Annotated in this window: 10 protein-coding genes and 1 riboswitch; all 10 genes read right to left on the minus strand. The window is 68.2% G+C overall.

Annotated features, from left to right (window positions below):
- The gene (locus tag HUW10_RS07250; protein ID WP_174502880.1) at nt 1-2,094 is read right to left on the minus strand and encodes a penicillin-binding protein 2; all 2,094 of its coding nucleotides are present in this window, start codon (nt 2,092-2,094) and stop codon (nt 1-3) included.
- A complete protein-coding gene (locus HUW10_RS07255; RefSeq protein WP_174502881.1) occupies nt 2,091-2,975 on the minus strand; it encodes a hypothetical protein in 885 nt (294 codons plus the stop codon). The genes HUW10_RS07250 and HUW10_RS07255 overlap by 4 nt, the downstream gene beginning before the upstream one ends.
- Complete coding sequence (gene rsmH / locus HUW10_RS07260) at nt 2,972-3,913, minus strand: 16S rRNA (cytosine(1402)-N(4))-methyltransferase RsmH (protein ID WP_174502882.1); 942 nt, start codon at nt 3,911-3,913, stop codon at nt 2,972-2,974. The genes HUW10_RS07255 and rsmH overlap by 4 nt, the downstream gene beginning before the upstream one ends.
- The gene (gene mraZ, locus HUW10_RS07265; protein WP_174502883.1) at nt 3,910-4,368 is read right to left on the minus strand and encodes a division/cell wall cluster transcriptional repressor MraZ; all 459 of its coding nucleotides are present in this window, start codon (nt 4,366-4,368) and stop codon (nt 3,910-3,912) included. Before mraZ ends, rsmH begins: the two co-directional genes overlap by 4 nt.
- A 306-nt stretch (nt 4,369-4,674) precedes the next feature.
- Complete coding sequence (locus HUW10_RS07270; protein ID WP_174502884.1) at nt 4,675-6,417, minus strand: S49 family peptidase; 1,743 nt, start codon at nt 6,415-6,417, stop codon at nt 4,675-4,677.
- An 83-nt stretch (nt 6,418-6,500) separates the two neighbouring features.
- Nucleotides 6,501-7,079, minus strand: a complete 579-nt coding sequence (locus tag HUW10_RS07275) for a lipocalin family protein (RefSeq protein ID WP_174502885.1) — start codon at nt 7,077-7,079, stop codon at nt 6,501-6,503.
- 121 nt (nt 7,080-7,200) lie between these two features.
- Complete coding sequence (gcvP, locus tag HUW10_RS07280; RefSeq protein WP_174502886.1) at nt 7,201-10,083, minus strand: aminomethyl-transferring glycine dehydrogenase; 2,883 nt, start codon at nt 10,081-10,083, stop codon at nt 7,201-7,203.
- Between the two features lie 14 nt (nt 10,084-10,097).
- The gene (gene gcvH, locus HUW10_RS07285) at nt 10,098-10,472 is read right to left on the minus strand and encodes a glycine cleavage system protein GcvH (RefSeq protein ID WP_174502887.1); all 375 of its coding nucleotides are present in this window, start codon (nt 10,470-10,472) and stop codon (nt 10,098-10,100) included.
- Between the two features lie 11 nt (nt 10,473-10,483).
- Nucleotides 10,484-11,584 carry a glycine cleavage system aminomethyltransferase GcvT gene (gene gcvT, locus HUW10_RS07290; RefSeq protein WP_174502888.1) on the minus strand — a complete coding sequence of 367 codons (1,101 nt, stop codon included), beginning with the start codon at nt 11,582-11,584 and terminating at the stop codon, nt 10,484-10,486.
- A 146-nt stretch (nt 11,585-11,730) separates the two neighbouring features.
- A riboswitch (glycine riboswitch) is annotated at nt 11,731-11,839 on the minus strand.
- A 409-nt stretch (nt 11,840-12,248) separates the two neighbouring features.
- Nucleotides 12,249-13,646, minus strand: a complete 1,398-nt coding sequence (locus HUW10_RS07295; RefSeq protein ID WP_255540013.1) for an NAD(P)H-hydrate dehydratase — start codon at nt 13,644-13,646, stop codon at nt 12,249-12,251.
- Nucleotides 13,647-13,796: the final 150 nt, after the last annotated feature.

A 13,796-nucleotide genomic window follows, 5' to 3' on the forward strand; every position in this document is an offset into this window, starting at 1 on the left:
TCAGCCCCCCGCACGTGTCACCGGCAGGGCGATATTCATGATCCTGTTCCCGGGCGTGCGGGCGCCGGGCGCGGGCGCCGCCGGGGGCAGGCTCACCGTCTGCGCCGCCGGTGCCGCCAGGGGTTGCCACATCTCGGTCCGCGCGAGGGCCCGGTCATGCGCTGCGACATCGGTGTTCGCCGGCGGGGTCTGGTGCGCGAGGGAATAGGCGTATTTGCTTGCACCCGGCGGGAACAGATGCCCCGGCCCCAGCGCGAGCCGACCCGGCGGTGCCATGGGATCGAGCGGAATGGACAGGGAAGCCTGCGCCTCGGCAAGCGCCTGGCCTGACAGCGGCATGATGCCGAGCATCGGCCCGATCCGCGAAATGATCTGGGCGACGGCGGGCGCGGCGACATAACCGCCGGTGGTGAACCCATGGCAGAACGGCAGCATCTGCTTCGTCGCATGCGGCTGCAGCACGACAACGTAGACCACATAGCGAGGGTCGTTCATCGGGAACGCCGCCATGAACGAGGCGTTGTTGAGATGGCGCAGATAGCGCCCGTTCGGGCCGACGACCTGCGCCGTGCCGGTCTTGCCGCCGACGAGATAGCCCGGCACCCTTGCATAGATGCCGGTGCCATCAGGTGCTGTGACGACGTTGCGCATCATCTTGCGCATGATGAGCGAGGTCCGCGGGGTCATCACCCGCACACCTGCCGGCGGGGTTCGCTGATCGAGCAGCGTCGGCGGATACCAGACCCCGCCATTGACGACCGGCACGACCGCCGAAATCAGTTGCAGCGGCGACATCGCGATGCCGTTGCCGAAGCTCACCGTCATGGTCGTCAGCAGCTTCCATCTCGACTTCGGGTGATACATCGGCGGGGTGGCTTCCGGCAGATGGATCGGCGGGCGACGGAAGAAGCCGAGCTTGCGCAGCCAGGCGCGCTGGATTTCCGGCCCAAGGATGGTCGCGATCCGCGAGGCGCCGATATTGGACGACACGGCGAGGATATGCGGCACCGCCATCCAGATATGCGCTGGCTCGAAATCGGTCACGGTAAACCGGCCGACATGCAGCGGATGGGTCGTGTTGAACCGATCCCAGGGCTCGATCATCCCGGAATTGATCGCCATCGCCAGCGTCTGCAGCTTGAACACGCTGCCCGGCTCGTAATCGCCGGAAACGCAGCGGTTAAACCGTGCATCGGCGGGCGCCGTGCCGAGATCGTCGGCCTTGTAGTCCGGCACGCTGGCCATCGCCAGAACCCGGCCGGTCCGCACCGACATCACGATGCCGCAGGCGCCCTTGGCATCGTAATCCGACATCGCTTCCCAGATCGCCTGACGCACGATCCCCTCGGCGCCAAGATCGATCGACAGGCGAAGCGGCTTGCCCGGGTCAGCGGTCAAACGCTTGTTGAACCAGTCCTCGATGCCCGCAATCCCGCGCTGGTCCGGCGTCACGCCGCCCAGGATGTGCGCCGCGAGATTTCCCTGCGGATAGTGCCGGCGCTCGGTGTTCTCGAAATATACGCCCGGAATCCCGAGCCGGTTGACCGCCAGTTCCTGCGAAGCCGTCAGCTTGCGGTCGAGATACACGAAATCATGCGCGCGGTCGGCAAGCCGTGCTTCGAGGAATCCCGGATCGAGCCCCGGAATCACGGCAGCGATCTCGCGCGCCGCGACGCCCGGGTCCTGGACCTGCTTGGGGTTGGCATAGAGGGCCGCGGCCGGCAGCGAAACGGCAAGGATATCGCCGTTGCGATCGGTGATCTCGGCGCGCGCGGGCGGCGGCAGGGCGATGGTGGTCGATGGCGTCTGCGCCGCGATCGCCGCCTTGTCCGGCGGCACCGGATGGACGACCGTGACAAAGACGACCCGCGCGGCGAGGAGCAGATAGATCAGGACGAACCCGCCGAACCCGGCCGCAAGCCGCCGGTGCAGCGTGCCGATCGCGGCGCGGCGCACGAGATCGGGAGACGTGACGCGCACATGCTCCATGCGCGGAATCGCGCCGCGCTCGGGCGCGCCGGCGCGGCGGGCGGCATCGCGGCTGCTTCCGGGAACGCGGGGCGAGAGGCTGTCGCGGGGCGGCGGCGAGGTCATGGCACGCCTCCGTCTGCCGGGCGCGGCGGTGGCAGGCTCGCAGCATAAGCACCGAAGACCGACGCCGCATGGGTCACCGGGGCAGCGGTGCGTACGGATCGCGCCGGAGACCGCGACGGCGTGGCCGGCAAGGGATCGCTCGCCCTGATCGGCCTGATCGCCGCCGCCACTGAATGGCCAGCCGGGCGGGGCGCGAGCACCGAGGCTCCGAGCATCTGAGGCCGGCGCGCTTGCGCGATGACAGATGACGGGGTGGCGTTGTGCTGCCGGGGGGCCGGTCGATGTGCGGCAACGACAACGGTGTGATGCGCCGGCGCATGGACCGCAGCGGCGGGCCGTGCGACCGGGTGTGGCGCGGCAATATGCGGCTTTGCCATCGCCAGCACGGTACGGGTCGGTGCGGACGCGCGCTTCGCAACAGGCGGCACCCGCGCCGGCGGCGGCGGCGGAATCGTGGCGAGGGCAACGTTTACCGGCGCCGCCACGGAGGCAACGGGTGCGGACGGAGACATGGTCTGGTTCTGGAACTGGGGCCCGCCGGTAACATCGCCGGGCAAAGGCGGCGGCAGCGGCAGATGCGGCGCCTCGGCGCCCGGCGGCGGCAGGGCATCGGCCAGTTGTTGCCACGACACCAGCTGGTCCGGCTTCATCGGCTTGAGTTGCGGCATGAACATCGCGCTAAGCCGCGTCAGCCGGTTCGGATCGGTCTCGAGGGCCCATTCGGCGCGCAGCACGCGGATGCGCTGTTCGGAACTGCGGATCTGCGCGGTGACGCCGCCGATCTGGTGATCGAGCGTGCCGGCGCGATGTTTCACGACGAACAACCAGGCACCGGAGCCCAGCATCAGCAGCCCGGTCACGAGGGTGACGGGGCGGATCATGCCGCAAGCCTTTCGATGCCGCGCAGCCGCGCCGACCGGGCGCGCGGGTTGGCGGCAGCCTCTGCCTTACCCGGCGTGACCACGCCACGGGTCAGGGCGCTGAACCGTGGCGCTGAAGCTGGCCGCGCGAGGCCGGAGGGATCGTGCCGGGAGGGCGCGGCGACATGGCCGGTCGCCGCATTCATGAAGCGCTTGACGATGCGATCCTCCAGCGAATGGAACGAGACTGCGACGAGCCGCCCGCCGGGCGCCAGCAACGACGAGGCCGCCTCAAGCCCGCGCTCGATCTCGGCGAGTTCCTGGTTCACCTCGATCCTGAGCGCCTGGAAGCTGCGCGTCGCCGGATCGATCCCGGAGCGGTCGGGCCGGACCACCGTGCGGATCACCGCGGCGAGATCGGCCGTGGTCTCGAAGGGCTGCAAGGCGCGGCGCCGGACGATGGCGGCGGCGATCCGTCGCGAGGCGCGCTCCTCGCCGAAGTGAAAGAGGATGTCGGCCAGTTCGACCTCGGCACAGTTGTTGACGATATCGGCCGCGGTTGGCCCGGCGGCGCCCATGCGCATGTCGAGCGGCCCATCGGCGCGGAAGGAAAAGCCGCGCGCCGGATCGTCGATCTGGTAGGACGACACCCCGAAATCGAACACCGCGCCGTCGAGCGCCAGCACCCCGCGGTCGCGCAGCAGATCGAGCAGGTCGCCGAACCGGCCCTCGACCAGATGCAGCCGATCGGGATAGCGGGCGGCGAGCGCCGCACCGCGCGCGATCGCAGCCGGATCGCGGTCGATCGCCCAGACCGTGCAGGACGCCGCCTCCAGCATGGACGCGCTGTAGCCGCCGCCGCCGAACGTTGCGTCGAGATAGACCCCGCCGTCACGCGGCGCCAGCATCGAAACCGCCTCCTCGCGCAGCACGGGCACATGGGAAAACCCGCCGCTCATGATGGCGCACCCGCCGGCAGGGTGAGCCCGCCGATCCGCGCGCGCTCCCGCGCCTCGGCCCGGCGGCGATCGGCCGCTTCCGGCTCCCAGATCTGGAATGTCCGACCGAGCCCCATGAACACCACGCTATCGCGTAGCCCCGCATGCTCCACGAGCGGCTCCGGCAGCAGAACCCGCCCCTCCTTGTCGGCTTCGAGCGGCCAGGCATCGGCGTAAAGCGCGGCCGCCATGTCATCATGCGTATCGCTGAACAGATCGAGACCCTGCAAACGCGTCGCCAGCGCCTCGAACACCGGCGTCGGCCAGGCCTCGATGCAGCGATGCTTGTGAGATGGCCGCAGGATTAAGCCGCTCGAATCGCCATCCCGACGCAGGGCGGCACGAAACGATGCCGGGACCGATACCCGGCCCTTGGCGTCCAGCCTATTCGTGTGCGTGCCGAGAAACTGGCTCATCGGCGCTGTCGCGGCCCTTTCGTCTCGCCGTTGCTATGCCTCGCTGCAAACATTCCGACATCAGGACGGTACGTCAGCCGGATTCGCTATGGGTTGTCATGGGATATCATGGGCAGTTATGGGCGTCAAAGGGATTTCTCCCCGCGCTCGTAAAATTTCCACTTAAAAAGCGCAACAAATCGGAATCGACGGTGAAGCGACGGGCTTCGCCACCGATGATTTCGGCGCGTTTATGTTTTGTTCTTGATTTACTCCGACGGCCCCTGGTTTGATTAACTCGCCGTTAATAAACGTCGGATCGCAGCCCTACCGGAGTTCGACCGGTATCATCGACAGGCGATGCAGCCGCGTGAGCACGAGAAGCCCGCGCAGCGGCTCGGGCAGTTCGGCAACGCGAAGCGGGCTGGCCCGCCGCGCGAGAGAGGTGATGAGAACCCCGAGGCCGGGTTGCGTATTGCCGGACACGATGTCGAGCCGTGCGCTCGCCGGCAGATGCAGCGCGGCGCGGACGGTCATGAAGGCTTCGTGATATCCACCCAGCCGGTCGACCAGGCCACGACTGCGGGCCTGTGCGCCGGTCCACACCCGCCCCTGCCCCACCGCGTTGACCTGCGCCGGACTCATCCGCCGGCCGGCTGCGACCCAGCCGACGAATTTCTGGTAGTCGAGATCGAGTTGGCCTTGCAGGCTCGCCAGCTGTGCCGGTGTCCAGGGCGTTGCCGCGCTGTCGAACAGCGCGTTCGCGCCGCGCGAGGCCGCGCTGACGCTGACGCCCAGTCGCGCAAGGAGCCCGCCGAAGCTGAACTTGCCGCCGAGCACGCCGATCGAGCCCGTCAACGTTGCCGGATCGGCCACCAGCACCGCGCCATGGCTCGAAATCCAGTAGCCACCCGACGCATCGAACGCGCCCATCGAGACGATCAGCGGCTTGTGAACGCTGGCAGCGTGCGCGACCTCGGCGCCGACCATGGCCGAGCCGGTTACCGTTCCGCCGGGGGTGTCGAGCCGCAGCACGATCGCGCGGATCGACGGATCAGCCACCGCGACCGCGATTTCATGCGCGAGACGGGCCGGATCGATCCCGCTGCTCCGCCCCGGCGCGTCCGGCGCGTTGATGTCGCCATGCGCGACGATCAGCGCCACTTTGGGCGCGCCGGCCGGCGCCGATCGCATCGCGGCGATGTACTGCGCAAACCGCACATGCAGGCCGTGGACATGGGCAACCTGGGCCGAGAGCGGCAGGACCGTTTCGACCAGCCCGTCCTGCTTCGCCTGTCCGGCGCTGAACGGCGCCTGGTCGAGCAGGGTCTTCACCTGGTCGGGGGTTCGCTTCAGCCGTGCCGCGATCGGCGCCAGCGCGGAATCGTAGAGTGAGCCGGCAAGGCTGTTCATCATTTCGGTTGCCGCGGCCGAGGGGCCAGATCGGGTGAACAGTTCCGGATAGGTCTTGTATTTGCCGATATGGGCGAACTGCGCCTCGACTCCCGCCATCTTGAGCAGATCCGCCGCGAACGGGCTCTCCAGGGCGAGGCCCGTGACCCCGAAATCGCCGGCATCGGACAGCTCGATGCGGTTTGCCGCCGTGGCGACGACATAGGCGCCAAGCCCTCCCGCACCGTCGAAGGACATTGCCCGGGCGACCACCTGCCGGTGGGAAACCGCCCGGAAGCGGGAGAGCGCGTCATGCAACTCCTCGGCCGTGGTCAGGCCGCAGCATCCGCCGCCGAGCAGAATGTCGATGCCGCGGACCCGCGGATCGGTGGCGGCACGGTCGATCGCGGCGATGGTCTGTTCGAGTGTCGGGTGTTCGCCCGTTGCCCGCGCGAGCAACGCCGGCGGGGCGGCGACATCCGGCGGCGCATCCTCAAGATCGAGGGTCAGCACGAAATGCGCCGGCAGCGTGACCGGCTGGCGCGCCAGACGATGAAGCCCCCAGGCCCCGGCACCTGCCAGCACGATCGTCACCAGCCCGACCACGAACACCACCGCGCGCACCGCGCGCCACAGCAGCCTGACCAGGCGGCGCAGCGGCGCGGCGGACTCAGTCATGGGCGGCGCTCGACCTCATGCATCCTGATATGCCGACACCCTGGGTCAGCGGCAAGGCCCCAAAAACGCTAGGTCCGCGCCGTTCAGACGCGCTCGAAACCGGGCTGGCCGATCTGATCGGGAAACTGCGCGACCCTGCGGAACTGTCGCGCGTCGTACCCCTGGCGATAGAAGCGGTCGAGCATGGCGCGGTAGGTCGCCTCGTCCATCCGCTTCTCGCGGGCGAAGATCCAGCCCAGCGAGCGGTTCGGAAATCCGCCGAGAAACACCGAATAATCGGGCTCGACATGCATGATCACATACGGCACGCCGACCATTCCGTTCAGCAGGGTCACGCGCCAGACCGCATTGTCCGTCCCTGCCTCCACCTCGTCGACCGAGGTGAACTGGAAGCGCTTCGCGGCAAAGCTTTTCGGGTAGCCGTTGTACTGGTCGTCGATCGCCCCGTCGGGTCGGCGCGTATAGACCGCATAGGCACCGACATATCCGGCCTCGGCGAAATACGGGATATGGCCGATGATGTACCAGCGCCCCATGAACCGATCGAGATCGACGCGCGCATGGCGCAGCTTCGGCTGGGGATAGGGGCTGGTATCGAAGGTGCAGCCGGCGAGCAGCGCCGGGGCGGCCGCCAGCAGCGAACGGCGGGCGAGTGTGGTCATGCGGGTCCTCCATGCAAAGCCGTGCCGGGATTACGCTCCCTGCACGGCTCTGGATGTGGGCCCGATCCGGATTTGCGAAACCTGGACTTGCGAAACCTGGAATTGCGAAATCGGGCCCCGCTCAGTCCGCCGCCTCGGCATAGGCCGACAGCGGGGCGCAGGAGCAGACGAGGTTGCGGTCGCCATACACATTGTCCACCCGCTTGACCGGCGGCCAGTATTTGGCCGCGCGCAGGTAGGGCAGCGGAAAGGCGGCACGGTCGCGGCCATAGCTGTGGGTCCATGTCGCCGCCATCACCTCCGCCGCGGTATGCGGCGCGTTCTTCAGCGGGTTGTCCGCCCGGTCGAGCGTGCCGGCCGCGACATCGGCGATCTCGCCGCGGATCGCGATCATCGCGTCGCAGAACCGGTCGAGTTCCGCCTTGGTCTCGCTTTCGGTCGGCTCGATCATCAGCGTGCCCGGCACCGGCCAGGACATGGTGGGCGCGTGGAACCCGTAATCCTGCAGCCGCTTGGCAATATCCTCGACCAGGATGCCGGCCTCGGCCTGGAAGTGCCGGCAATCGATGATGCATTCATGCGCGACCATGCCGTTCGCGTCGGTGTAGAGGATCGGATAATGCGGCGCGAGCCGGTGGGCGATGTAGTTGGCGTTGAGGATCGCCACCGCCGTTGCCTCGCGCAGACCGTCCGGCCCCATCATGCGGATATAGGCATAGGGGATCGGCAGGATCGAGGCCGAGCCGAAGGGAGCCGCGCTCACCGGACCATAGCCGGTCGAGGGTCCGGCATCCGGGCGCAGCGGATGGTTCGGCAGATGCGGCGCGAGATGTGCTGCCACGGCGATCGGCCCGACGCCGGGCCCGCCGCCGCCATGCGGAATGCAGAACGTCTTGTGCAGGTTGAGATGGCAGACATCGGCGCCGATCGCCGCCGGCGAGGTCAGCCCTACCTGCGCGTTCATGTTCGCCCCATCCATATAGACCTGGCCGCCGGCCGCGTGCACGCGGGCGCAGATGTCCCGCACGCTGGCCTCGAACACGCCATGGGTCGAGGGGTAGGTGATCATCAGCGCCGCGAGCGTCCCCGCATGGGCGGCGATCTTTGCCTCCAGGTCGGCGAGGTCGATATTCCCCGCCCGGTCGCAGCCGACCACCACCACGCGGTAGCCGGCCATCGTCGCCGAGGCCGGGTTGGTGCCGTGCGCCGAGGAGGGGATCAGGCAGATGTCGCGATGTCCCTCGCCGCGCGCGGCATGGAAGGCACGGATGGACAGCAGCCCGGCATATTCCCCCTGCGCGCCGGAATTCGGCTGCAGCGAGACCGCGGCGAATCCGGTAATCCGGGCGAGATCCTCCGACAGACGGGCGATCAGCGCCCGGTAGCCCCGGGTCTGCTCCATCGGCGCGAAGGGGTGGATATCGGCGAAGCCACGCCAGGTGATCGGGATCATCTCCGCCGTCGCGTTCAGCTTCATCGTGCAGGAGCCGAGCGGGATCATGCTGCGGTTGAGCGCGACATCCTTGTCCTCGAGCTGCTTGAGATAGCGCAGCATCGCGTGCTCGGAGCGGTGCGCGTGGAAGACCGGCTCGCTCATGAAGATGCTCTGCCGTGCGAGGCCGGCGAGCGGCGAGGATGAGGCGCGCGCGGCACCGCCGATCACCCCGGCGAGGGTGGCGATCTCCGCCGCCGTCACGGTTTCGTCGAGCGCGATGGCGACGCAGCCCTCATCGACGCGCCGCAGGTTGAACCCCGCATCCAGCGCCCGCTGCATCAGCGCGGCGGCACCAGCACCCGCCTCGATCGCGATCGTGTCGAAGAACGCGTCGTGGCGGAGCGAAAGCCCGGCCGCCCGCGCCGCGCCGGCGAGCAGCCTGGCCGCGAGATGCACCCGCCGGGCGATCCGCGCCAGCCCTTCCGGTCCGTGCCATACGCCGTAGAATCCGGCGATCACCGCCAGCAGCACCTGCGCGGTGCAGATATTCGAGGTCGCCTTCTCGCGCCTGATATGCTGCTCGCGCGTCTGCAGTGCGAGGCGCAGGGCGGCTTCCCCCGCCGCATCGACCGAAACGCCGACCAGCCGGCCCGCCATGTGCCGCTTCAGCGAATCGCGCGTCGCGAAATAGGCCGCGTGTGGCCCGCCAAAGCCCATCGGAACGCCGAAACGCTGCGCCGAGCCGACGACGATATCCGCCCCCATCTCGCCCGGCGGCCGCAGCAGGGTGAGCGCCAGCGGGTCGGCCGCGACGATGGCGAGCGCCCCGGCGCGATGCGCCGCGGCGATCTCGTCCGACAGGTCGCGCACAGCGCCCGTCGTGCCCGGGTATTGCAGCACCACGGCGAAGGGTTTGGCCCGCTCGATCGCCGCTTCATCCCCCGGTGCGACATCTGCCAGTGTCCAGCCGAGCGGGGCCGCACGGGTCGCGATCACCGCCCGGCTCTGCGGATGCAGGTCGGCGGCGACGGCGATCACCGTCGATCCGCCCTTGTGGACCGCATGCGCGAGCGAGACGCCCTCCGCCGCCGCCGTGCCCTCGTCCAGCAGCGAGGCATTGGCGAGGTCGAGCCCGGCGAGTTCCGCCATCATCGTCTGGAAATTCAGCAGCGCTTCCAGCCGTCCCTGGGCGATCTCGGCCTGGTACGGCGTGTAGGCGGTGTACCAGCCAGGGTTTTCCAGCACGTTCCGCAGGATGACCGGCGGCGTGACGGTGCCGTGATAGCCGAGCCCGATCAGGCTGCGCTTCACTTCGTTATCCGCAGCATAACGGCGAAGGTCGTCGAGGATCTCGCCCTCGGTCAGCGCTGCCGGCAAGTCGAGCGGTGCTGCGCTGCGGATCGTCTCCGGCACGGTGCGGGCGATCAGCGCGTCGAGATCGGCCGCCCCCAGCGCGCGCAGCATCGCCGCGCGTTCAGCTGGTCCGGGGCCGATATGACGCAGGGCAAACCGCTCCTCGGCGAGCAGGGCGGCGAAATCGTCGATGGTCTGGGGCGCGGTATCCGGCATGGCGGCAGCTCCGGTCAGAGCGTTGCGAGGAAGGCCTGGTAATCGTCGGCGGTCAGCAGGGCGGCGAAGGCGGCGCGGTCATCCAGGGTCATGCGGAAGAACCAGGCGCCGGATTCGGCCTGCGCGTTGACCATGCCGGGCTCGTCGGCCAGCGCGCCATTCGCCTCGGTCACCGTGCCTGAGAGCGGCGCATAGACATCCGACGCGGCCTTGACGCTTTCCACCACCGCGCAGGCCTCGCCGGCATCCACATGCCGGCCCGCCTCGGGCAGTTCGACGAACACGACATCGCCGAGCGCCGACTGCGCGTGATCGGTGATCCCCACGGTCGCGACGTCGCCGTCGAGCCGCACCCATTCATGGTCCTTGGAAAATCGGGTCTCGGTCATCTGGTCCTCTTTCAGCGATGATAACGATGCGGAACGAAAGGCAGCGGCGCCACGATCATCCCAATATCGCGGCCGCGCAGCCCGGCAGTGAGGGTCGAACCATCCGCGGCGCAGTCGGCGCGGACATAGCCGAGTGCGATCGGCCCGTTGACGCTCGGACCGAACGTGCCGGAGGTGACGCGCCCGGCCGGCTGCCCGGCGGCATCGCGGAGTTCGGCGCCGGCGCGCACCGGCGCCCGGCCCTCGGCGCGCAGCCCGACAAGGCGTTCGCCCGGGCCGGCATCGTGCACCGCGCGCACGGCGTCGCCGCCAAGGAAATCCCAGCCCATCTTGCGCGTCTTGCCGATCGCGAAGCCGAGCCCTGCGGAAATCGGGTCACGCGTTTCGTCGATGTCATTGCCATACAGCGGCAGCCCGGCTTCGAGCCGCAGCGAATCCCGCGCGCCGAGGCCGGCCGGCTTCACCCGCGGATCGGCCAGAAGGGCGCGCGCCAGCGTCTCGGCCTCTGCCGCAGGAAGGCCGATCTCGAACCCGTCCTCGCCAGTATAGCCCGAACGGGTGATGGTGACCGCGATGCCGGAGACGGATGTCTCGCGCGCATCCATGAAGCGCATCGCCGCGGCCTCCGGCGCAAGGGCGGCGAGGACGGCGCCAGCCTCCGGCCCTTGCAGGGCGATCAGCGCGCGGTCGAAATGCGGGGTCAGCGATACGGTTGCGGGGAGGTGAGCGCGAATGTGAGCAACGTCAACGATCTTGCGCCCGGCATTGAGAACGAGCAGCAGACGGTCGCCCAGATTGGCGACCATGAGATCGTCGACGATTCCGCCCTGCGCGTTCATCAGCAGCGTGTAGCGCTGGCGGCCTGGCTTGAGCCCCCTGATGTCGCCGGTGACCACGCGCTCCAGCGCGGCCGCCGCATCGGGGCCTTCGAGCACCGCCTGGCCCATGTGCGAGACATCGAACAGCGATGCCTGCGCCCGGCAATGCAGGTGTTCGGCGATGATGCCGTCGTACTGCACCGGCATGTCATAGCCAGCGAAATCGACCATTCGCGCGCCCAGACTGCGATGCAATGCATCGAGCGGCACGGTTTGCAACGCTTGATCAGCCACGATGAGATCTCCCGCGACACCAGCGGACGGGTGCAGAACCGTCCAGTCTGACCCCCCTCTGTCGCGGAACCTGAGAGATTCGGCGCGGGAACAACCGTGCCTTACGCCTTCGGTGCGGCGCATCGCGCCGGCTTTCCAGAGATCCTTGCTCCGTTGCGGTCCTTTTGCCTGAGCGTTTCCGGGGGCCGGTTGCGCCTTCGGCGGCGGCGGATACCGGCTTTCACCAGCAACGCCGCTCTCTCCCGCAGGGAGGAATGAATGCGCTTGTGTAAACTCAGTTCGGCAAGGAGCGCAAGCGCTGGTTTGCGTCTTGTTTGCGGCTCGCCGGTCTTTACGGAGAAATCAGATACGAAAGTGGTATGAAAAAACCAGCGTCGTCAGACAGTCCAGCGTCGTCAGACCGTGATGTCGAGACGCGAGCCTCGCATCGATCCCGCCGGTGCGGCAGGCTGGCGGGACGCCGTGGAGGCTTCGCTCGCAGCCGGTGATGCAGGCGTCACGCGGAGCGGCGGAATTTCCAGCGAGGACGGGCCGATCGGCGCCGCAAACGCTGACAAGGAGGCTACACTGATCATACAAAGTGCAATAACCAACATGAGTTAAGAATAGGTTAACCGTACGTTTGGCGCCACCGATCTTAAGCTGCATTTCCGCCGGATTTTGTTTAATTTTTGAAATTTTTTATCTTATCTGCAACTGTCGGTAGGCGTTCCGCGAGGTCCTCCGCAATGAGGCCCGATCCCGCCGCCGAGGCCGCTTCACCGTGCAGCCAGACGGCGGCGCAGCAGGATTCGAACGGTGCCATGCCCTGTGTCAGCAATCCGGCGATGATGCCGGCAAGGGTGTCTCCCGATCCGGCCGTCGCCAGCCAGGGCGGCGCATTGTCGTTGATCGCGGCGCGTCCGTCCGGCGCCGCAATCACCGTGTCAGGCCCTTTCAGGACGACCACTGCGCCGATCCGCGATGCGGCGATCCGGGCGCGGGTGAGGCGGTCATCGCCGAGATCGGGAAACAGGCGGGCGAACTCGCCTTCATGCGGGGTTATCGCGGCAACCCCAAGCAGATTTTCCGCCGCGCCGGCTGCGGATGTCAGCGCGTCGGCATCGGCCACGACGGTCCGCCCCGCATCGAGAAGGGAGCGCAAGGCGGCACCCGCAGCCTCCACACCGAGGCCCGGGCCGCAAAGCCAGACCTGCCGCCGCTGATCCGCGAGCAGATTGTCGAGCGGAGCCGGGCTGACGATCACGCCGGGCGGCGCCCCGGACAGTCCCGCGCCGTTCAGCGTCACCAACCCCGCGCCCACGCGGCGAGAGGCGGCAGCGGCCAGGAGCGCCGCCCCGGCCATCGGTCCTGCAAGGATCGTCAGGTGGCCTCGTCGATATTTGTGAGCCGTCGGTGCGGGTTGCGGGAGCTGCCAGAGCGAAGGCGTGTTGCGCCAGGTTTTCGTCTCGACGCACGCGAATGCCGCCGCGGGCATGCCGATCGCGACGCAGAGCGTCTCGCCGCAGAGTTCCCGCCCTGGATAGAGCAGATGGCCGGGCTTGCGCGCCTCGAATGTCACCGTGAGCTGGGCCTGGGCGGGCCTCCCGCGCGCAAGGCCGGTCGCACCATCGACGCCGCTGGGAGTATCGATGGCAACGATGCGGCGCGCCGCAGCAAGAAGCTCGGCAATGGCAGGATCGATATCCCTCGTCAGCCCGGCGCCGAACACGGCATCGATGACGATGTCGGCGGCAACGACCCGCCCGCGATCGGGCGACACGACAGGACCGCGCCAGAGCGCCGCCATGGCCGCCGCATCGCTGCCCGGCCGTGGCGGAGCGACAGGTGCGACGTCCACAGGCCACCCCCGAAGCGCCAGATGGCGCGCGGCGACATATCCATCGCCGCCATTATTTCCCGGCCCGGCCAGAACCAGCACCCGGCCCGGGCGGAAGCGCCGCCTGACAACGCGCGCCACCGCCGCCCCGGCATTTTCCATGAGCGCGATGCCACTCATGCCGCACGACGGGGCAGCGGCGTCGATGCGCGCCATCTCCAAAGGGGAATACAACGGGTCCATGACCCCTATGTGAGACAGAATGCACGGTCTTTGCTAGAGCATCATCCAATCAGATGGAATCATCTGATCGGACAAGGATATTCAGTTTATCAATATGATAGAGCGCCAGATCCGAAAGGATCGGAGAGCGCTCTCGGGAAGGCAGGAGGC

The organism is Acidiphilium sp. C61 (assembly GCF_905116885.1).
In the GTDB taxonomy this organism is placed as follows: Bacteria; Pseudomonadota; Alphaproteobacteria; order Acetobacterales; family Acetobacteraceae; genus Acidiphilium.

Bases quoted from the DNA above. Each gene is read 5' to 3' on its own strand.
- HUW10_RS07250 (WP_174502880.1), bottom strand. From the start codon at position 2,094: ATGACCTCGCCGCCGCCCCGCGACAGCCTCTCGCCCCGCGTTCCCGGA.
- HUW10_RS07255 (WP_174502881.1), bottom strand. From the start codon at position 2,975: ATGATCCGCCCCGTCACCCTCGTGACCGGGCTGCTGATGCTGGGCTCC.
- rsmH (WP_174502882.1), bottom strand. From the start codon at position 3,913: ATGAGCGGCGGGTTTTCCCATGTGCCCGTGCTGCGCGAGGAGGCGGTT.
- mraZ (WP_174502883.1), bottom strand. From the start codon at position 4,368: ATGAGCCAGTTTCTCGGCACGCACACGAATAGGCTGGACGCCAAGGGC.
- HUW10_RS07270 (WP_174502884.1), bottom strand. From the start codon at position 6,417: ATGACTGAGTCCGCCGCGCCGCTGCGCCGCCTGGTCAGGCTGCTGTGG.
- HUW10_RS07275 (WP_174502885.1), bottom strand. From the start codon at position 7,079: ATGACCACACTCGCCCGCCGTTCGCTGCTGGCGGCCGCCCCGGCGCTG.
- gcvP (WP_174502886.1), bottom strand. From the start codon at position 10,083: ATGCCGGATACCGCGCCCCAGACCATCGACGATTTCGCCGCCCTGCTC.
- gcvH (WP_174502887.1), bottom strand. From the start codon at position 10,472: ATGACCGAGACCCGATTTTCCAAGGACCATGAATGGGTGCGGCTCGAC.
- HUW10_RS07295 (WP_255540013.1), bottom strand. From the start codon at position 13,646: ATGGACCCGTTGTATTCCCCTTTGGAGATGGCGCGCATCGACGCCGCT.